15 protein-coding genes and 1 pseudogene are annotated in these 19,326 nt (G+C 67.0%); 5 read left to right on the top strand and 11 right to left on the bottom strand.

Annotation, left to right across the window (positions count from 1 at the left end):
* Nucleotides 1-8: 8 nt before the first annotated feature.
* The 8 genes from FK268_RS22525 to FK268_RS22495 all read right to left on the bottom strand — a co-directional run bounded on the left by FK268_RS22525 (nucleotide 9) and on the right by FK268_RS22495 (nucleotide 4,867).
* The gene (locus FK268_RS22525; RefSeq protein WP_146437693.1) at nucleotides 9-437 is read right to left on the bottom strand and encodes a hypothetical protein; all 429 of its coding nucleotides are present in this window, start codon (nucleotides 435-437) and stop codon (nucleotides 9-11) included.
* A gap of 1,090 nt (nucleotides 438-1,527) precedes the next feature.
* Nucleotides 1,528-1,830, bottom strand: coding sequence for a glycosyltransferase family protein (locus tag FK268_RS22520; RefSeq protein WP_146437692.1), 303 nt, complete (start codon nucleotides 1,828-1,830; stop codon nucleotides 1,528-1,530).
* A gap of 689 nt (nucleotides 1,831-2,519) precedes the next feature.
* Nucleotides 2,520-2,834, bottom strand: a complete 315-nt coding sequence (locus FK268_RS22515; protein WP_146437691.1) for a hypothetical protein — start codon at nucleotides 2,832-2,834, stop codon at nucleotides 2,520-2,522.
* Between the two features lie 158 nt (nucleotides 2,835-2,992).
* A complete protein-coding gene (locus FK268_RS22510; RefSeq protein WP_146437690.1) occupies nucleotides 2,993-3,214 on the bottom strand; it encodes a hypothetical protein in 222 nt (73 codons plus the stop codon).
* Entirely contained in the window at nucleotides 3,207-3,350 is a 144-nt protein-coding gene (locus FK268_RS24365; protein ID WP_158636198.1) for a hypothetical protein, read from the bottom strand. The genes FK268_RS22510 and FK268_RS24365 overlap by 8 nt, the downstream gene beginning before the upstream one ends.
* Complete coding sequence (locus tag FK268_RS25350; RefSeq protein ID WP_146437689.1) at nucleotides 3,347-3,580, bottom strand: helix-turn-helix domain-containing protein; 234 nt, start codon at nucleotides 3,578-3,580, stop codon at nucleotides 3,347-3,349. Before FK268_RS25350 ends, FK268_RS24365 begins: the two co-directional genes overlap by 4 nt.
* Before the next feature lie 272 nt (nucleotides 3,581-3,852).
* On the bottom strand, nucleotides 3,853-4,668 hold the full coding sequence (locus FK268_RS22500; protein WP_146437688.1) for a hypothetical protein: 816 nt from the start codon (nucleotides 4,666-4,668) through the stop codon (nucleotides 3,853-3,855).
* Nucleotides 4,661-4,867 (bottom strand): hypothetical protein, encoded by a 207-nt coding sequence (locus FK268_RS22495; RefSeq protein ID WP_146437687.1) that lies wholly within the window; start codon nucleotides 4,865-4,867, stop codon nucleotides 4,661-4,663. The genes FK268_RS22500 and FK268_RS22495 overlap by 8 nt, the downstream gene beginning before the upstream one ends.
* Nucleotides 4,868-5,089: 222 nt before the next feature.
* Between FK268_RS22495 and FK268_RS22490 the strand changes: the two genes are divergently transcribed.
* Together FK268_RS22490 and FK268_RS22485 are read left to right on the top strand one after the other, a co-directional pair.
* Nucleotides 5,090-5,371 carry a hypothetical protein gene (locus FK268_RS22490; protein WP_146437686.1) on the top strand — a complete coding sequence of 94 codons (282 nt, stop codon included), beginning with the start codon at nucleotides 5,090-5,092 and terminating at the stop codon, nucleotides 5,369-5,371.
* A gap of 94 nt (nucleotides 5,372-5,465) precedes the next feature.
* Complete coding sequence (locus tag FK268_RS22485; RefSeq protein ID WP_146437685.1) at nucleotides 5,466-5,996, top strand: hypothetical protein; 531 nt, start codon at nucleotides 5,466-5,468, stop codon at nucleotides 5,994-5,996.
* Between the two features lie 129 nt (nucleotides 5,997-6,125).
* On the opposite strand, the gene FK268_RS22480 is transcribed toward FK268_RS22485, so the two are convergent.
* The 3 genes from FK268_RS22480 to FK268_RS22470 form a co-directional block, all read right to left on the bottom strand.
* The gene (locus tag FK268_RS22480) at nucleotides 6,126-6,314 is read right to left on the bottom strand and encodes a helix-turn-helix domain-containing protein (protein WP_158636197.1); all 189 of its coding nucleotides are present in this window, start codon (nucleotides 6,312-6,314) and stop codon (nucleotides 6,126-6,128) included.
* 315 nt (nucleotides 6,315-6,629) lie between these two features.
* Nucleotides 6,630-6,788: a helix-turn-helix domain-containing protein gene (locus FK268_RS25345; RefSeq protein WP_158636196.1), complete on the bottom strand. Its 159-nt coding sequence runs from the start codon at nucleotides 6,786-6,788 to the stop codon at nucleotides 6,630-6,632.
* A 557-nt stretch (nucleotides 6,789-7,345) separates the two neighbouring features.
* Complete coding sequence (locus FK268_RS22470) at nucleotides 7,346-8,422, bottom strand: tyrosine-type recombinase/integrase (protein WP_146437683.1); 1,077 nt, start codon at nucleotides 8,420-8,422, stop codon at nucleotides 7,346-7,348.
* 641 nt (nucleotides 8,423-9,063) lie between these two features.
* Here FK268_RS22470 and FK268_RS22465 point away from each other — a divergent pair.
* From FK268_RS22465 to FK268_RS22455, 3 genes and pseudogenes are all read left to right on the top strand, one after another.
* Entirely contained in the window at nucleotides 9,064-14,550 is a 5,487-nt protein-coding gene (locus tag FK268_RS22465) for a type I polyketide synthase (protein WP_158636195.1), read from the top strand.
* On the top strand, nucleotides 14,543-18,988 hold the full coding sequence (locus tag FK268_RS22460; RefSeq protein ID WP_146437681.1) for a non-ribosomal peptide synthetase: 4,446 nt from the start codon (nucleotides 14,543-14,545) through the stop codon (nucleotides 18,986-18,988). Before FK268_RS22465 ends, FK268_RS22460 begins: the two co-directional genes overlap by 8 nt.
* Nucleotides 18,985-19,326 (top strand): annotated as a pseudogene (locus tag FK268_RS22455) (hypothetical protein); the annotation flags it as partial. The gene FK268_RS22460 and the pseudogene FK268_RS22455, both read left to right, overlap by 4 nt.

Below are 19,326 nucleotides of genomic sequence, written 5' to 3'. Positions count from 1 at the left end.
TTCTCCTATTAGCCAATCTTCCCAGCGAGGAAATCTTCCATACGCTGGCGCTCATCAAGTTCACGCTGCAACTCAGCGATATGATTCTGTATATCTATCAGCTCACGGTGCTTATCGATAAGCTGCCCAGCGGGTCCACGCGGTTTCGCAGAACGGTACTGCTCAAGCTTGCTGACACCGAGGGCGTTGAAGATCCCACGCAATGCCGTAGAAAGCTGCCTCAATTCCGGGATCATCGGGTTACAAATCGTGTCACCCCTGGCGTTGACCACAGTCAAGGGCGCGCCGTCGAGAGCGTCGTTAATCCTGGCGGTCTGGTCGACAATCCTGCAAGCCTCCAGCACAAGCGCCAAATTCACATCATCGACGGTGTACATGGCGCTGAGAGCCACATACAGCGACTTTCCAGCCTCGCCCATGGTATCGGTTGGGTCCATCTACGTGAGCCTCCAGATCGGCGCACACCACGTATCGCTAATGCGCACAATAAAGCCGTCGCGTTCCAGCTCTGCCGCCGCGCGGAAAGCAGACGACCGCGACATACCGCTGATCCGACCCACATCCGCGAAGTCAGTCGCCGGTGTCACTTGATCCACAGCGATAGTCGCAAGCCCCAAATACAGGCGCACAGCATTCGCAGTCAAGGTCGACCGCACCACATTCTTCAATCTGTCATTCATCATCACTACTTCCTAGAGTGTCAAAACCATGAAGCGATCCGCCCCAGGTCCCAATTTCGAAAACCCGATTCGAACGCCAAATTCACGCTGGTCACGAGTTTCAAGCCTTTAGGGCCGATTCTTCACGCGGGTGCATGGGCCGCTATGCCGAGGGGTGGTCCGGCGAGATTCGAAGGGGTCACCCCGCCACCCCCTTGGGGCACAACAGCTTTCGCTCGAACAAGCTTGCGCGGAAAGTGTGATTGGAGTACATTCGAAGTTGCTTCTTCCACTCAAGCTCGGAGGCCGATCTCATGCGCATCATCATTGCTCTCGCCATTGTTGCGGTCGGGTTTCTATTGGTTCCCGATTCGACGTCGTTCCTACTCGGTTGCGTAGTCGGAGCTGGAGCGTTGTTAGTCGCGCTCATCGGTGCTGGCGATCGGCGTGAAGCCGCCATTGTTGCTGCCACCAGGGGTCGCTGCAAGGGTGAGCTGGTGGCGTATGCGGAAGGTATGGCCGCTCAGAAGTCGGCGTCCCACTCTTCCTGATAAGACGGTCTAGTTCGTGGCTTTCGTAGACCGATGAACCACTGTTCCTCTGCGGCGAGAAGGTGTTGTTCTTCCGCCGCGATTGCGTTGTTGGCGAGTTCGTCGGGGTCGAATCTAGGCAATGCGTGTCCAGCCCTCTTCGATGGCGTCAAGACGATCATGCAATGTGTCGAGGAGTTCTCTGAGTTCGCGGAGTTCGAGAGTCATCTTCGAGTAACTTGAGTAGAGACAAACGCGTTTACTATCCTTTGCGAGTCCGACTCGTAGCAAGGGTAGGTGTGTGAGTGGCGGTCTGGACTGGCCTCCATAAGGGTTGGTCAGTTGCATGGAGTCTCACTCTGTGTGCTGTATGCGGTAGTTGGTGTTTCCGCGCGATTGATCAGCGCCTCAAGAAGGTCTTGAAGCTCGTCGTGGTCGAGTCGGAGGGTGTAGTCGCCGGATGCGATGCGGTAGCCGTGAAGGTGCGTGGTGAAGGTGCGGTTGTATTCGCCGTCTGCTAACGCTTGGATGAGTTCCTGGAGTCGTGGGGTGCTGATCCAGAGGTAGCCGTGCCGGCCTCTGATACGGTGCTGATTGCCGACGGTGCGGAGTTGGAGGCGTCGTCGCTGACTTTGTGTCATGTCACCACGTCCTTCCGCTGCGAGCTGGTGTGCTAACTGCCGGTGTCTCGGGTGCGTGGAGCTGGTCGATAGCTGCCTTTAATGTCGGCCATGAGCTACCCGGGAAATAGACGGTAACGCCATCTTGTGTGAGGGCGATTCGTCCGCTGGCTGTGAGGGCGACAGCGATGGGCTCAGTGTCCGTCTGCACGAGGTAACTGAAGGTCATTGCGTGTTTTCGATCCTGCTTAGAAGTTTCGTAATGTCTGCAAGGTCTGACTTTCGCCATGAGTGAGTACTCTTGAGGTCACCGCGTGTCCACCCAATGGTTGCGCATCGGTATCGATTGCGAATCACCTTCGCCTTATCGGAACGAACGACAATCCCGGTGATCGTGTACGTTTCACACCGTTTCGCAGTCGGCCAATGTTCGGCGTCAACATCGCTGAGAATGGTGCCGCTTGCGGTGCCTATTGTGAGGGCGTGAACATGTCGTGAAATGTGCGGGAGTAGTGGCCTGTATTCGGGTTCAAAGTGGATTCCGCAAGCGCACGCGATACTGATTCCGTCGTGGGCACACTCGGCATTAGTTGCGCGCTGCGGGTTGTTGAACGCGGATTGGCGGTCTAGACGTTCCTGCGCGGTCGGCTCTGTGCGATAAGCGGGTGGCACGAGGGTCGCTCCGTCGACTAGCCAGATTCTCCATCCGATCACTGGATTGCTGCGAGTTGATCGACGATCGTTGCGAGCTGCGGGACACTGTTGGGCAAGATGCCCAGAACGCGCGGGCAGCCAGTGATTCCAGGCAGCACCGGCACCGCGAACCGGGACATTAGGACCGCTTGGAGACGTTCTGGGGCGATCATCCCGGTGATGGTGTATCGGTCGGTGCGGTATTCGTGATCGCCGTAGAGCTGGATAGGTACCGCGCCGGGAAGGATTGTGTCACCTGGTGTTCCTGATGTGAGAACTACGTCGTCTTGCATCGCCACATATCCGCCGAGTAGCACCCACGGATCATTCATGAAATGGATTCCGCACTTGCAGTTCTCGCTAATCCCGCCGTGCGCGCATTCGACGTGTGTTGTCGGGGCTGATACGCCTTGGATTGGTCCTTCGAGTTGGCGGACGGGGGAGCTCAGTTGTCCGGTTTCGTCGACGTTCCAGAGTCGCCATGCGTGAGTCATCGTGTCAGGCCTTCGTTTTGGTGCCAAGCGATACCGGCTGGAGTGGCGATATAGCCAAAGTCTGTGTGCACCACGAGGTTGCGCATGCGGAGCCATCCAAGGGCCGTTGCCGTGGTGATCTCCGAGATGCCGAGTTGCGCGGCGAGCACGTCGAGGTGTTCTGGTCGGATCGCGATGAGCGGGATGAGTTCTCGGCAGTGATCGCGGCGTTCAGTCATTAGCGGCCTCTGCGAGATCGACGAGGGCGTCGGCAACCTCGATGGCCTCAGCGTGGTCCACGATGATCCTGTTGTGTCCCTGGCTGATGTTTAAGCGATGGCGGTCAAGGCGGGTGATGGTGATTGCGGCTGTCACTGGGCTAGCTCCGTGAGGTGTGCCCGTCCGGCCTCGGTGATTACGTATCGCCCCCGGAATGGGCGTCGGACGAACCCGAGTCGCACGAACATTGTCGTTGCCTGGTCGACGGTGGCGGCAGAGAGTCCCGTCGCGGACTGCAATACGGTTTTGGTCACCGGCTGATCGGCTTCGGCGAGCACGTCGAGCAAATGGAAACTGCTCAGCGTGCGTGGATGATCAATGCTCATTGTTCTTCTTTCGGGTAGCAGTAAGGCCGCCAGGATGGATTCTGACGGCCTCGGGGTTCGGTTTGAGGTGATTGCGTGGGCGGCGTATGTTTGCGCCTGTGCGTTTACGCGAAGGGGCGGGAATGGCCTTCTAAGATGATTCTAGTCAACTGCTGCGCTTCGTCTCGGCTCATACGTACCGATGACGTTCCCTGCTGGACATACACATTCGTATCGGTGAGACGGACTCGGATCGCGGTCAGGCCAGGGGTCGCAATATCGACGGTCGGCATCTAGTGGTTTCCTTTCAGGCAGACGTAAGCGAGGCGCACCAAGTGCTCCAGAGGCTCGTTGGATAGAGGGAGGTCATGGGCCAGGCCGTGGCGCTCCACGACATCGATCAAGTCCCAGAAAGCCCCGTCCCAGTCCAGGGGCGAGGGTACGAACTTGCCGCGACGGGTCACCGCCTCTACGAAACGCTCGATGTGCACGCCGCGAACGCGGGCGGGGGCTTCGGCAGGAAGCGACCATTCATCGATCGGCATCACCCCGCGCGTTGGGCGTGGCCCCGGCGAAGCCACGGGGGCCGACGCCGGTTCTTCTTCATGATTCTTCTTAATAGCTTCCTCCGGGCTATTAAGAACATATTGGGGGGACACGGGTGTGTGCGCATTACCGGACACGGGTGTGTGCGCTTTGGAGGACACGGTGGTGTCCGGGGTAGTGGACACGGTGGTGTCCTCTACTTGGACACGGCGGTGTCCGGACACGGTGGTGTCCCCTTTCGGCCCACGGCGAGCATTCTGCTTGACCGCCAAAGCAATCCGCCCCGCATCAACGGAGCCGAGGTGATACTCGCTTGCGCGCCCCGCCGCACCCTTGCGTTGCATCACGAGAAGACCCGCGTCGCAGGCGAACTTCAGGTGCGCCCGAACGTGACGCTCGGCAATGCCGGTCTCGGCTGCGAGCGTCGGTATCGATGCTCGTATCCCGCCGCCGTCTGCGCGGGCGTGATTCCACGCAGCAACAAGTACTCGCCACCTGTTGTCGCCCCCGAGGCCGCAGGCGACCACTTCGCGCATGAAGTCGAACTTGGTTGTCTCAGCCACGATCCACTTCCGCCGCCTCAACTCGGTCGAACACGGTCGTGAACACGAAGTCAGCCGCGGGAACGTATTGCTGCGCTCCGAGGATGCGAGCAAGCTTGCGCATGAAGTCGTCCGACTGTTCGACGGTGACGGCCACCTGATGACGGGTCAATTTTGCCGGCTCGGGCGCGCTTCGGAATATGGGCATGAATGTAGACATGGCGACCTTTCTTGGCCTCTGGGAAATCGCGAGAGGGCCGCAACCTGGTTCGCCTGCGACCCCGCAAAATTGGAAATGGCCTCGGTGTGTTCACGAGGCCACGAGAGAATACGGTTGTTAAACCGTATCCCTACTAGCATAACACGGTCGACTGTAAGAGCTATTGAATAGCAACAGCGCGTGCGGTTGCAGGCGTCAACCAGCCTGCATATGGTGTTGTGCATGCCCGATGACAACAGTGCGCCCGTCGACCTCAAGGCCACGCTCAGCGAAATCGCTACCAAAGCTAAGAAGAATCCTGACGTCGCACGCTCCGACCTCCAAGCGGTCGTCTACCAAGCGATCGCCGACGATGACGAGCACGCCGAGAAGCTCGGTATCGACGCCGACAAGCTCCGAGGACTCCTCGGGGACGCCAACCACGATTTGGTACTCACCGGGGGATGCCGGCACCGTCATCAAGAACCTTCTCGCCGCACTGACCTCTGCTCCCGAACCTGCTGACAGCAGCCCCGAGAATGACGAACACAGCGACGAGGACACCGACGAGAAGTAGCGAATCCCCACGAGGTGCGGCTGATTCGGCGCACACTGAGCCATGCACATCTCCGACGACGACTTCGACCAAGCCGCCCGACTTGTACTACACCGAGCTAAAAGACGGACGTCGAAACCGACCACGACAAGCGATCTCATCGACGCCCTCATAGAGCGCGATAGGGAACAAGTCCTCACCCGCCTGGACATCGCAGAACTTGACGACTGCATAGCATGGACGGCGGAATCAGACCCCGAGATCACGGTGGCAGACCTACTGAACCGCCTTAGCTCACGTCATGCGCCGAACGCCTACATCGACAACGGAGGCGAGTGGCGATGCATCGTTCACTCTGAATCGAGCGGCGGAACCGTACGTCTGTGGCCTGCGATCGATAGCCCGACGACTAACCCCCTCGATCTCGAACCGACTGCCACCGTGCGTGTCCTGTGGCGACTCGGCCAGAACCCGGAGTTCCCGCCGAGCAAGACCGGCACCGACGTGGCCGAGGCTACTAGCGACGTCACCGTGGATGCCGCCATCGCCCTCACGACACAACGATCCGCTGAGCTGAACCGCCGACTCAAGTAGACCGTCCCGTCACGAATCGCGGCCCGTACCAGACCACGTCATCGATCTCGCGAAGCCGCGTGGCGTTGCGCCTCTGCTCTTGCGTTCGGAAGTCGGAACCATTTTCCGAACTCCGAGGACGCGATACGGCTATCGCCCCTGCATCCAGGCGTGCACGTCTGACTCCAGGTAGCGGTAGTCGCCGTGACGCCCCTGCCGGCAGGACTTGAGCCCCTTGCGTCCGCGGGTGGCCTTGTACTGCCTCGCGGCGTTGTGAATGGTCTTCTCGTGATACCCGGTGAGTGCGCAGACCTCCCGCGTCGTCAGGTACCGATCCATGCACGCCCCCTGCTCTGCTACGGCCACGATCCCCGTCAGCATGCAGGCCCGGCGGCGGCCCGTCAAGCCCACAATTTGTCGAATTGACCAGTATGGCAACAGCTTCCATACGAGTCGTGCACGCGTGCACGACCTTTACGTCCTGGAGAGAGCTGGTCAAGTCGTTCGCCAAGCTGCAGGACATGCGTATTGGAAAGAAACTCGTTTGAGTTTTCTCCCTCCAGGAAGAGAAAGTCGGAGACGCGTCTCCGACCTCTTCTTCTGTCGCCATGGGGCAGAATCCGCCAACGTCTGATACCTCGGTCACCTGGTCGATCACCTCAGCAGATGGGCCGTCTCCCACCGCCGAAGCCCCTCAAACGGATACCGATACGCCCGCCCGATCTTCACACACGGGATGCGCCCCGCCTTCGCCATGCCGAGAACGGTCGCAGGATTGACCTGCCAACGACCAGCCACCTGCTCCGTCGTCAAGAACTCCAAAGCTGTTCCCCTTGTGCTCAACTCGGCTCAACTGCCGATGAGGAGAACGCTATACCCAGCTACGCCCTCCAGCCGTCCGCACAACGTTTTGCGGACTGTTACGTTCGCGAACACGCCTATACGGAGCGAGGAAACCGCAGGACACGCCGTGGGTGCGACACGCCGACGCTGACTGCTCCAGGCGGCGGGTATCGGGCTGAGACCGGCTAACGGCGTGCGGACAAAATTGTCAGGCGACAATCTTTCCACCCCTCCGTGAACTGTTCAGCTCTTCCAGGTCGTCGGTGGTGAACCCTGGTGGGAGTTTCGGCTTGGTGTATGTCTTGCCGTCCTGCCCGAGCACAGGTGGACAATTTTGTCCACCTGTTTCAGGTGGCTCAGTTTGAGCCAGGTCCGATCCTCTCCAGGGTGGTGCGGAAAGATCCGCACCTGCATCTCGCTCAGCCTGGGGCACGGCGCTCGCTCAGGTGACACATGTGTGTCAGCGATTCGCTTGGAAAGACTCTCACGTAAGAGCTCTTTCACACTAGGCGAATAGTCTCACGCGGTCACGACAAGTCAAGCGCATCAACGGCGGCCCTCGTAGCCTCATGCTCTCCCGGCCACAGATGCGAATACACTTCCAACGTAATCGTCGGTGACGAATGCCCCAACAACTCCGACACAGCCACCGGCGATCGCCCAGCCTCAATCAACGCGCTGGCATAGAAGTGCCGCAACGACTTCAGACTGTGCCCCTCAACGCCCGCGTTCTTCGCAGCACGCCGCCACAACGCCCCCAGCCGCGGCGTCGAGTACATCCGACCAAGCTCCGTCAAGAACAACGGCTCCCCCGCCGTCCCGTCCTCTACGCGCGACCGCAGCAGCTCAATCGTTGCCTGCCCCAGCGGCACCACCCGCCGAGCCTGCGGTGTTTTGGGAGCCTTCCACCCCCACTCGCCGTAGTGTCCGTCGGCCTGCTCAGTGATCCGAACAACCCCCTTGTCCAGGTCAACTGATCGCACTCGAAGGCCGCATACTTCCCCCGGCCTCAGGCCGGTCAGCGCCATCATCCTGATCATCGTCCGAACCGGTTCCTCTGCTGCCCCTGCCACAGCACGGACTTCCGCCGCCGTGATCAGCTCGTGCGGCTCGACGGTTATCGACGCACCCGGTACCCGTCGGACTCCCTTCACAGGGTTCCGGGGAATGTGCCCCTTCGAGACAGCTTCGTTGAAGATTGTGGAGAGGATCGACATCAGTGTGTTGACGGTGGTCCTCGCGAGTGGCTTTCCGTCTGCCCAGGGGCGGCCCGCGACGAGCGTGTCTCGCCATCTAGACACGTCCTCCGGGCGGACTGTGTCGAGGGGCTTCCACTCCAGCTCCCCAAGATTCTCCAGGAGGTGCTTGCGGGTGGCCTTCGCACCGCTCGTAGCGGCGTCGGCCATGTGACATTCCACACCTTTTCGTACGGGGTCGCGGTCAGGTCTTCCGGTCAGGTCGCTCTTCGCGGCTTCCCGCTCTCGAATCCATGCCTTGGCCGCCCGCTCGGTGGTGAAGCTCCTGGCTGTCTGCTTGCCGGCGAGGGAGACGCGTGCGACGTATCGGACGTTCCCGTTGCGTTCCGTGCGACTGATTGAACCCATGGAGGGAGTGTAGTAACGGTTCCTGTCTGGTTACTACCCTCCGTTGCGATCGGTTGCGGCCAACCGTCGTCGAATCAGGAGACGAGCCTTGCCGACAACTGTCCTGAACTGGCGTTTAATGCCCGCCTATTGACGTTCGGACTGCGGGCTGATAGGACTAAGCGAGGAGCTGCATCGTGTAAATGAATTCAGCCACAGTCCCTGCCTGCTCTCACGCGAAAACGACCCACCGGTGTGCCGGGGGCAAACGAGTCCAGCCTACCCATCGGCGCGCCCAGCGCACGACCCGAGGCGAAGCGCGTCGATCGTGGCGGTCCGCTGTACCACGACTTGAACAACCTATGTAACTAATACCACCTCGCCGCGCAGCCTTACGCGGCCGCCGGGATGACTTACCGTACTCGCACAGTTATGCTGCACAGCCGAGGGCGTGCGAATCAACTTTGTCGAACTGAGTATTCTGAGATGCGTGACTTTGCGTGCGCGAGACGGCCACGAAACGGATCAATCACCCGTCGTGCGGACGCGACGCCGCGCCAAGCGTGAAACATGCGCGCCTTAAGGACCGACATCCACGATGAGGACGAGGCCCGGTGAGGAATCCGCCGACGCCCACGAGGGGAATTCAAGGGAGTGCAGCGGTGAACTACGGGGCAGTCGACACCAACGGACATCGGGGAAGGCCTGAGCGCGAGCCGATCGCGATCGTCGGCATCGGCTGCCGACTGCCGGGCGGGGTCAGATCGGCGGCCGACTTCTGGGACCTGCTGGACGAGGGGCGCGACGCGATCGTCGACATCCCGGCGGACCGGTGGAGCCGCGCGCGGTACTACGAGGCCGAGCGCACGCCCGGCAAGAGCCGGGTACAGCGCGGCGGATTCCTGACCGACCCGATCGACGACTTCGACCCCGCGTTCTTCGGCATCTCCCCCATCGAGGCCACCTCGATGGACCCGCAGCAGCGACTGCTACTGGAAGTGGCGTGGGAGTCGATCGAGGATGCGGGTCTGCGCGCCGAGGACCTCGAGGGTTCCGCCACCAGCGTGTTCACCGGCGGATTCACGCTCGACTACAGCCAGATGCAGTTCTCCCAGGGCGTGAGCGAGGCGCCCACGGTCGCCGCGCACACGGCCACCGGCGTGGTGATGACGATGCTGTCCAACCGCATCTCCCACGCCTTCGACCTACTCGGCCCGAGCATGTCCGTGGACACCGCCTGCAGCTCGTCCCTCGTCGCGGTGCACCTCGCGTGCCAGTCCATCTGGAACGGCGAGAGCACGCTCGCGCTCGCCGGCGGCGTCAACCTGATGCTCAGCCCCAACTTCACCATCGCCGCCTCGACCGGCGGCTTCCTCTCCCCCACCAGCACCTCCCGCGCCTTCGACGCCGCCGCGAACGGCTACGTCCGGGGCGAGGGGGCCGCGCTCGTCGTGCTCAAGCCGCTCGCGCGGGCCCTCGCCGACGGTGACCGCGTCTACGCGACCGTGCTCGGCACGGGCGTCAGCCAGGACGGCCGTACCAACGGCATCACCGTGCCCAACGGCGCGAGTCAGAAGCGCGCGATCGAGGCAGCGCTGGCCGCTGCGGGCGTCGCGCCCGACGAGGTCGACTTCGTCGAGGCCCACGGGACCGGTACGCCCGTCGGCGACCCGATCGAGGCGAACGCCCTCGGCGAGGTCTACCGCGGCGCACGCACCTCCGACGAGCCACTGCTCATCGGCTCGGCGAAGACCAACCTGGGCCACCTCGAGGCGGCCGCCGGCGTCGTCGGCCTCATCAAATCTGCTCTCGCCCTGACACATCGGCGGTTGCCGCGCCACCTCAACCTCACCGAGCTCAACCCCGCGATCGATCTGGATGAACTGCGGGTGCGCATCGCGACCGAACCGGCCGCCCTCCGGCCCGACGGCCCGCTGCGCGCCGGAGTGAACTCCTTCGGCTTCGGCGGCACCAACGCCCACGCGATCCTCGAGTCGGCGCCCGCACTCGTCGCGGCGCCCACCGAGTCCGGTGACGCCGACGATTCCCGCCACGACGGCATCGCCCGAGTCCTGCCGCTCGCCGCGCGGAGCGAACCCGCGCTGGCGGCCCTCGCCGCCGAGTACGGTCCCCTGCTCGACGGTGGCGTGACCCCGCTCGCGGGCGCGCTGGCCCACCGCCGCAGCGCGCACCGGCAGGCCCGGCTCGCGGTGATCGCCGGTCCCGGACAGCGCACTGCGGATGCGCTCGCGGCGGCCGCCGCCGAGGTCCCCCACCCGCGCGTCGTCACCGGCAATGCCCTCGCGAGCGCCCGGCCGCTCGCCTTCGTCTACACCGGGATGGGCCCGCAGTGGTGGGGCATGGCCCGCGGCCTGCTGCAGCACAACAGCGTCTTCCGCGCCGCGATCGAGCGCTGCGATACGGCCATCACGCCGCTCATCGGGTGGTCCCTCACCGAACAGCTGCTCGCCGACGAGGACACCTCCAGGATGGGCGAGTCGGTGGTCGCGCAGATCGCGAATTTCGGGGTCCAGTACGGCCTCACGCGGCTGTGGGAGTCGTTCGGCGTCCGGCCCGACCTCATCGTCGGGCACAGCGCCGGCGAGGTCGCCGCGGCGCTGGCCGCGGGCGCACTGTCCTTCGACGATGCGATCACCGTGATCGTCCACCGCGCCCGGCTGCAGCACACAGCGAGCGGCCGAGGCCGCCTGCTGGCCGTGGCGCTCGCCGAGGCGGACGCGCGCGACCTGCCCGAATTCGCCGACGGCACCGTCGAACTCGCGGCGATCAACAGCCCCGGTTCCGTCGCGCTCGTCGGCGCGGTGCCCGTCCTGGAGGCGATCGCGGCGCGGCTCGAGGCCGACGGTGTCTTCGCCCGGCTCGTGCCCGGCGACGTGCCCTATCACAGCTCCGACATGGACCCCGTCGAGGCGGAGGTCCGCAGCACTCTCGCCGGGCTGACCCCCACCGCGCCGCGCGTCCCGCTCTACTCGACGGTGACCGGTGCCTGCGTCGCGGAGGACGGCTCGCAGCCGCACGACGCCGAGTACTGGTGGCGCAACATCCGCCGCCCCGTGCTCTTCGGCGCGGCGGCCGACGCCATGCTCGATGACGGTGCCGTGACCTTCCTGGAGATCGGGCCCACCGCCGTTCTCGGCCGCGCGATCGGCGAGAGCGCCGCCGCGCGGGAGATCGCCACCGCCTCGGTCGCCTCGCTGCGCCGCGACGGTCACGATTGCGATTCCTTCGCCACCGCCCTGGCGGAGCTGTGGGTCCGCGGGATCGACGTCGACTTCGCACCGCTCGCACCCCGCGGCCCGATGAGCCGGCTCCCCGCCTACCCGTGGCAGACCTCGAAGTACTGGTCGGAGGGCGCATCCGGGCGCCGCGAGCGACTCGCGGACACCGTCGAACCGTACCTCGGCAACCGCACCGACGGAGCTCTGCCCGCATGGCGGCGCCTCCTCGACGGCACCGCGCCGACATCGCTGGGCGATCACGTCGTGCACGGTGCGACGCTGTTCCCCGGCGCGGGATTCATCGAGATCGCGGCGGAGGTCGCCCGCGACGAGTACGGCGCGACGGCGTGCACGCTGCTCGACGTCGCCTTCGAATCCGCCCTGCTGCACCGCGGCGGCGGCACGTACCTGGTCGACACGAGCCTCGACGCCGATTCGGGCCGCATCTCGATCCACGGCCGACTTCCCGAGGCGAGCCGCTGGGTGCGGCACGCGGCCGCGACGCTGCGCCCCGCACCGGCGGTCGACCGGCGCGTCGACGTCACCGTCGATCCCGCGCTCGCGCCCGTGGGCGAGGACGAGCTGTACGAGCGTTTCGCCCGGGCGGGCTTCACGTACGGGCCCGCCTTCCGCCTCCTGCACGACGTCCGGATCGGCGACGGCGCCGCCACCGCTCGGATCCGCCCCGTCGCCGGCGAGAGCGTGGCCGACCGGGCGCCGATCGTGGAACCGAGCGTCCTCGACGCCGCGTTCCAGCTGCTGCTCCCCCTCGCCTTCCAGCGCAACGACACGGCCCGGATGATCCCCGTCGGGGCCGATCGCGTCGTGATCCATGACCGGCCGCAGGGCGACCTGCTCGTCCGCGCCACGGCCGGCCCCGGCTCCGCGGACGACACGCGGATCGGCGGCGATGTGACGATCACCGATGCGGACGGGCGGGTCCTCGTCGAGGTCGAGGGATTCACCGTGGTCGTGCAGGACGATTCGGCCGCGCCGCAGCGCGTGGGCACCGACTGGGTGTACGAGCAGGCGTGGGAGCCTCAGCCCACCGACGCCGGCGATCGTGCGCCCGCCGACGGGACCTGGCTCCTCCTGGCCGACGGGACCGGCGTGGCCGATCGCCTGGCCGATCGCCTCACCGCCGCCGGTGGTACGCCCGTCCTGATCCCGGCCGGCCCGCTGTCCGACGGGGCCCTGCCGCCCGCCGACCGCGAGGCGCTCGCGACGGTTCTCGACCGCGTGGTCCCCGACGAGGGGCTGCGCGGCATCGTCCACCTGTACTCGCTCGACCACACCGAGCGCGCGGCGGGCGACGCTCTGCGGTGGACGGCGCACGACGCGGTGCTCGGAATCGTGCACCTCGCTGCGGAACTGGACCGCCGCGGCGTCGCCGCGCCGACCTTCGTCGTGACCTCCGGCGCCCAACCCATCGCCGGCGCGATGTCCGAGGGCGGGCTCGTCCAGTCGTCGATCCTCGGCGTCGGTCGCGTGCTGCATCACGAGCTCATGGGCCTGCAGTCACGCCTGGTCGACCTGGATCCCGCCGATCCGCGCAGCATCGATCAACTCGCCGACGAGCTGACCGTCCAGGGCTCCGAGGAGGACCAGGTCGCCTTCCGGGGAGGCGAACGCCTCGTCGCCCGGCTGCACCCGTCGGCGCGGTCCGGCGGGCGGATCCCCGCCCGGATGCGTTCCGACGGTGCGTACCTGGTCACCGGCGGCCTCGGCGCCCTGGGGCGCCTCGTCCTGGTCTCCCTCGCCGAGCGCGGCGCGGGCCACATCGTGGTCACCTCGCGTTCGGGCCTGCCCCCGCGCGAGCAGTGGGACGACCTCGGCGATGCCGCCCAGCGGGAGGCGGTCGCCGGTGTGCGCGCCGCCGAGGCCGCGGGCGCGACGGTGCACGTGCTCGCCGTCGACGTGACCGATCCGGGGGCTCTGCGCTCCGCCCTCGACGACCTGCGCGCCGCGGGGCTCCCGCCACTGCACGGCGTGATCCACTCCGCCGGTGCCGTCGAGGATCAGATCCTGGTGCGGATGACGGAGGAGCAGGTCGATCGTGTGGTCCGGCCGAAGGTACTGGGCGCGTGGGCGCTCCACGAGGCCACTGCCGACGCGCCGTTGGACTTCTTCGTCCTGTTCTCGTCGATCTCGGCGGTCATCCCGTCTCCCGGCCAGGGGAACTACGCGGCGGGTAACGCCTTCCTGGACTCGCTCGCCCACTTCCGGCGGGCGCGGAACCTGCCCGCCCTCTCGATCAACTGGGGGCCGTGGGACGCCGGCATGATCGCCAGCCTGGGACTGCGAGAGTTGTACGGGCAGCGCGGCATCGACCTCATCGACCCGGAGACCGGCATGACGCTCCTGGGCGAGTTCCTCGGCTCGAGCGAGGTGCAGCAGGGGGTCGTCTCGGCGCACTGGCCCACCGTGATCGCGAACTACGCGCTCACCCCCGTCCTGGTCGCACACCTCGGCCGTGGGGCCGACGACGGGGCCGAGGCGGGCGAGTCGGTGCTCGAGCGCCTCGCCGCCGCGGCCCCCGAGGACCGCGCCGACATCGCGGAGGGCGGGGTCCGGGCCACCGTCTCCCAGGTGCTGCGCATGGCCGAGGAGCACATCCCCGGCGACGAGCCGCTCGGCCGCCTCGGCGTGGACTCGATGCTCGCCACCGAACTGCGCATCCGCCTGGAACAGCAGTTCGGGGCGGCTCCGTCGATCGCCTTCCTCCTGGACGGCGCGACGACGGTGGCCGCCATCGCCGAGGAGCTCCTACCCGCGCTCGACATCCCCACGGAGGACGCCGAGGTCGACGACCTCGCGGCTCTTCTCGCCGATCTGGACGACGACGCCGTCGCCGCCCTGCTGACCGACGCCGAGACCACCGGCACCACCACGGAGGCCCACGTTGAGTGACATCGAGACCCGCCTGGCGGCGCTGAGTCCGGCGCAGCGGCGCGCGCTCCTGGCCAAGCTCGGGAAGGCTCCGGCGGTCCCTGCGGCGGACGGCATCACGGCCCGGGTCCGCGAGGGCGAGGCGACGCGGCTGTCCGCCACGCAGCAGGACATGTGGTTCCTCGAGCAGTTCCACCCCGGGACCACGATGCACGTGATGTCCGGCGTGGCACGGCTGCCGATCGACGTTCCGGTCGACGTCTTCACCGACTGCCTGGCCGAGGTGATCGCGCGGCACCCCGTGCTGCGCACCCGCTTCGAGGACCGGGACGGCGAGCCCGTGGCCCGGGTACTGCCGGCGCGCCGCCCGGCGGTGACCTTCCTCGACGGCATCGCCGTGGACCGGATGCACCGGACCTTCGAGAAGGACGCGCGGACTCCCTTCGACATCGCCTCCGAGCCGCTGCTGCGGGCCACCCTCGCACGCACCGACACCGGTGAGAGCTGGGTGCAGCTCACGCTGCACCACATGGTCGCCGACGGCTACTCCACCGGCATCCTGTTCGCCGAGCTGGGCCGGCTCGCGACCGGCCGGCTGGTGGGCCAGCTGCAGACCCTCCCGGACGTTCCCTTCCAGTACGCCGACGTGGCGTTGTGGCAGGAGGAGCGCGCGGAGGCGGGCGCCGACGCGGACGAGATCGCCTACTGGACCGAGCTTCTCGCGGGCGCACCCACCGCGCTGAACCTCCCCGCGGACCACCCGCGGCCGGACCGGCAAGGATACCGCGGCACCCGCACCACCTTCGAGCTCACCGCAGATCAGGCCGCCGCGGTGCGCACCTTCAGCGCGGAGCGCGGCGTCACCCCGTTCGTGACGGTGCTCAGTGCCTACGCGATCGTCCTGAGCCGCTGGGCCGCTCAGGACGGCGTGGTGATCGGGGTGCCGGTGGCGCAGCGCTCGCAGCCGGGCACCGAACGGGTCATCGGTCCCTTCCTCAACACTCTCGCGCTTCCGGTGGCGGTGGGCGAGGGCGAGACCACCGGGGCCCTGCTGAGCCGGATCAATGCGACGGTGCGCGAGGGCTTCCGGCACCAGGACGCGCGGATCGACCGCGTGCTGTCGGCGCTCGACGTGCCGCGGGATCCCTCGCGGCCCCCGCTGTTCCAGGCGATCCTCAACGTGCAGGAGGACCGCAGCGACCCGCAGATGCAGCTGCACGACCTGTACAACGGCTGCGCCAAGTTCGACGTGCTGCTGGGCATCACCACCACGCCCACCACCATGACCGGCGCGCTCGACGTGGCCGCGGACCTGTTCGACCAGGAGAGCGCCGATGCGCTGATCGACGGCTTCCTCGCCGTTCTCGACGCGCTGGTCTCCCCCGGCGGCACCGCGCCGGACCGGGAGATCGCGACGCTGCCGCTGACCAGGGTCGCGCAGGCGCTCGCGCCTCCGACGCCGCAGGACGTCGGCACCGTCGCCCTGGACGACTTCGTGCTGGCCGCGGCCGGGGCCGCCGCGGACCGGACGGCGATCATCGCCGGCGGCGAGGAGATCACCTACGCCGAGCTGACGCGCCGCGTGGACCGCCTCGCCGCGCGGATCGGCGAACGCCTCGATGCCCCGCCGGAGACGCCGATCGGCCTGTTGCTGCCCCGTTCCGCCGAGGTCGTCGTCGCCATGCTCGCGACGCTGCGCGCCGGGTACTCCTTCGTCCCGCTCGATCCGGCGTATCCCGCCGAGCGGCTCGAGTTCATCTGCGCCGACGCGGGGATCCCCGCCCTGATCACCACAGCGGAACACCTCGCCGAGGTGCCGGGCCTCGACCTGCCGTGGATCGACATCGCCGCGGACGCGAACGATCTCGCTCCCGTCGCCGACCGGGGCCCCGTCGCAGATCCCGCCGAGCGGGTCGGGTACATGTTGTACACGTCGGGCTCGACGGGCCGCCCCAAGGGCGTGCGCGTCTCGCACCGCAACGTCGTGACCTTCCTCGCGGCGATGCGCGACGAGCCCGGCGCGGCATCGTCGGACACGCTCCTGGCCGTCACCAGCCCGTCGTTCGACATCGCCGTCCTGGAGCTCCTGCTACCCCTGGTCGCCGGGGCGCGCGTGGTGATCGCCGACGCCGAGGAGGCCCGTGACGGCGACCGCCTCGCGCGGATGCTCGACGAGCACGGAGTGACGATCATGCAGGCCACCCCGACCACCTGGCATCTGCTGCTGGACGCGGGCTGGTCCGGCACGCCTGGCCTGCGCGCGTTGTGCGGCGGCGAGGCCATGCCGGCGGTGCTGGCGGGCCGGCTGCTCCCCCGCGTCGCCGAGCTGTGGAACATGTACGGCCCCACCGAGACCACCATCTGGTCGACGGTGCACCGGGTCACCCAGGACGACGTCGACCGCGGCGCCGTCCCGATCGGCCACCCGATCGCGGGGACGGGCATCGTAATCACGGATCCGGCCCACTCGCCGGTGCCCGCCGGCGTCTTCGGCGAGCTCTGCATCGTCGGCGACGGCGTGACGCTGGGCTACCACGAGCGCCCCGAGCTGACGGCGGACCGGTTCGTCGAGCTCCCCGGCGCCGGCATCCGCGCCTACCGGACCGGCGACCTCGTGCGGCGCTTCCGGGACGGCCGGATCGAGTTCGGCGGTCGCATCGACACCCAGGTCAAGGTCCGCGGCTTCCGGGTCGAGCTGGGCGAGATCGAGAGCGCCCTCGAGTCGGCACTGCCCGGCGTGCGCGCGATCGCCGCCGTCGACGCCGACGGTGCGGCGATCACCGCGTACCTGGAGAGCACTGCCGAACGCCTCGGCGACACGCACACGCTGCTGGAGGGCCTGCGGCACACGCTGGCGCCGTACATGGTCCCGAGCGCGTTCGTCCTCGTCGACGCGTTCCCGCTCACCCCGAACCGGAAGATCGACCGGAAGGCGATCGCGGCCTCGGGCGGTGCGCCGCTGCAGCTCACGGCGTCCGGCGGCGCCGAGTTCGTCGCCGCGCGCACCGGCCTCGAGCGCGACCTCACGGCGATCTGGACCGATCTCCTGGGGCTGACCTCGACCCCGGGCGTGCGGGACGACTTCTTTCTGCTGGGCGGCCACTCGCTGCTCGCGACGAAGCTGGTCTTCCGGGTCCGGGAGAAGCTCGGCATGGTGGTTCCGCTGCCGGTGCTGTTCGCCGGCGAGCTCACCATCGAGCGGCTGGCGCACATCCTTGAGAACGGTGACGGGACCTTCGGGAGCCCCCTGGTACTCGCCGACGAGGTCGTCCTCCCCGAGGAGATCCGGCCCGCGCCGGGCGCTCCGGTGCGCAGCGCGGCGGATCCGCGCGACCTGTTCGTCACCGGCGCCACCGGCTTCGTCGGGTCCTTCCTGGTGGCGGAGCTGCTCGCCACGTCGTCTGCCACCCTGCACTGCCTCGTGCGGGCGGCCACCGTCGACGAGGGCATGCAGCGCATCCGTGCGTCCCTCACCGGCTACGGCATCTGGGACGAGTCCTTCACCGAGCGGATCGTCCCCGTTCCCGGTGACCTGACGCGCGACCGGCTCGGCCTGAGCGAAGCCACGTGGTCGTCTCTCGCGGGTACCGTCGACGGCATCATGCACTGCGGCGCCGATGTCAACTTCCTCCGTCCGTATCAGAGCCTCAAGTCCGCCAATGTCGACGGCACCATCCACGTGCTCGCCCTGGCCTGCGACGGCCCCGTCAAACCCGTGCACTTCGTCTCGACGACGTACGTCTTCTCGCGGTTCTCCTATCCGCAGGACACGGTCTTCTCCGAGGAGGACCGCAAGCCGATCCAGAACCCGGAGTTCACCTTCGGGTACACCCAGTCGAAGTGGGTCGGCGAGCAATTGATCTTCGAGGCCCGCTCGCGGGGCGTGCCGACCTTCGTCTACCGCACCGGCCGCGTCGCCGGTCACAGCGCCACCGGCGCGTGCCAGTTCTCCGACTTCCTGTGGCAGACCATCCGCCTCGGAGTGGCCATGGGCGCAGCTCCGACGATGGACATGTCGACCGACATCACCCCGGTCGACTACGTGGTGCGGGCGATCGCGCATCTCTCGCAGCAACAGGCGCTCTCGGGCCGCACCTTCCACGTCGTCTCGTCGGAGACCGTCGCGGTCCCCGACCTGGTGCGGTGGATGGCCGACTTCGGCTACGCGGGCGAGGAGCTGCCCTTCGCGCAGTGGTGCGAACGCGCGGCCGACCTGGCCGAGCGCGAGGGCGACGAGACCGCCGCGGCGCTCGCGCCGTTCCTGTCTGCCACGCCGCTCGACAAGATGCCCGATGCCACCTTCGACACCGCGAACGTGCGGGAGGGCCTGGCGGGCACCGACATCGCCTGCCCGCCGATCGACGGAGCCCTCCTGCGCCGGTACTTCGACTGGTTCATCGAGAGCGGTTACTTCCCCGGACCCACGCCCACCGAACCCCTGCGAGGCGCCGCGTCATGACCGAACCGACATCCCACGGTCCCGGCCAGCGGGCGACGCCCGCGTCGTTGCGGCAACGCCGCCGCCGCACACCCGTTCCGCCGGGCGGCGCCCCGCACCTGAACACGGCGCAGCGGATCCGGGCGTCGCGTCCCGCACTGCCCGCGTCCCGCCCGCTGCCCGTCGCGCGCCCGGCCCTGCCCGCGCCCCGGGCCCTGCCGACTGCCCGCACGGCCCCGGCCCCGGCCCCGGCGGCCACGCCGAGTCGGCCCCCGGCCCCGGCGGCCACGCCGAGTCGGCCCCCGGCCGCGGCGCAGGCCGCGGCCCCGACGGCCGTCGCTGCGCCGGTGCAGCCGCCG

Origin of the sequence: Tsukamurella sputi, assembly GCF_007858445.1 — a bacterium.
Lineage (GTDB): Bacteria > Actinomycetota > Actinomycetes > Mycobacteriales > Mycobacteriaceae > Tsukamurella > Tsukamurella sputi.
This window is presented reverse-complemented; position numbering and strand designations above follow the sequence as displayed.

Excerpts from the sequence above, each read along its gene's own strand:
- FK268_RS22520 (WP_146437692.1), bottom strand. The coding sequence starts at position 1,830 with ATGACACAAAGTCAGCGACGACGCCTCCAACTCCGCACCGTCGGCAAT.
- FK268_RS22495 (WP_146437687.1), bottom strand. The coding sequence starts at position 4,867 with ATGTCTACATTCATGCCCATATTCCGAAGCGCGCCCGAGCCGGCAAAA.
- FK268_RS22490 (WP_146437686.1), top strand. The coding sequence starts at position 5,090 with ATGCCCGATGACAACAGTGCGCCCGTCGACCTCAAGGCCACGCTCAGC.
- FK268_RS22485 (WP_146437685.1), top strand. The coding sequence starts at position 5,466 with ATGCACATCTCCGACGACGACTTCGACCAAGCCGCCCGACTTGTACTA.
- FK268_RS22470 (WP_146437683.1), bottom strand. The coding sequence starts at position 8,422 with ATGGGTTCAATCAGTCGCACGGAACGCAACGGGAACGTCCGATACGTC.
- FK268_RS22510 (WP_146437690.1), bottom strand. The coding sequence starts at position 3,214 with ATGACTGAACGCCGCGATCACTGCCGAGAACTCATCCCGCTCATCGCG.
- FK268_RS22525 (WP_146437693.1), bottom strand. The coding sequence starts at position 437 with ATGGACCCAACCGATACCATGGGCGAGGCTGGAAAGTCGCTGTATGTG.
- FK268_RS22480 (WP_158636197.1), bottom strand. The coding sequence starts at position 6,314 with ATGGATCGGTACCTGACGACGCGGGAGGTCTGCGCACTCACCGGGTAT.
- FK268_RS25350 (WP_146437689.1), bottom strand. The coding sequence starts at position 3,580 with ATGAGCATTGATCATCCACGCACGCTGAGCAGTTTCCATTTGCTCGAC.
- FK268_RS22515 (WP_146437691.1), bottom strand. The coding sequence starts at position 2,834 with ATGAATGATCCGTGGGTGCTACTCGGCGGATATGTGGCGATGCAAGAC.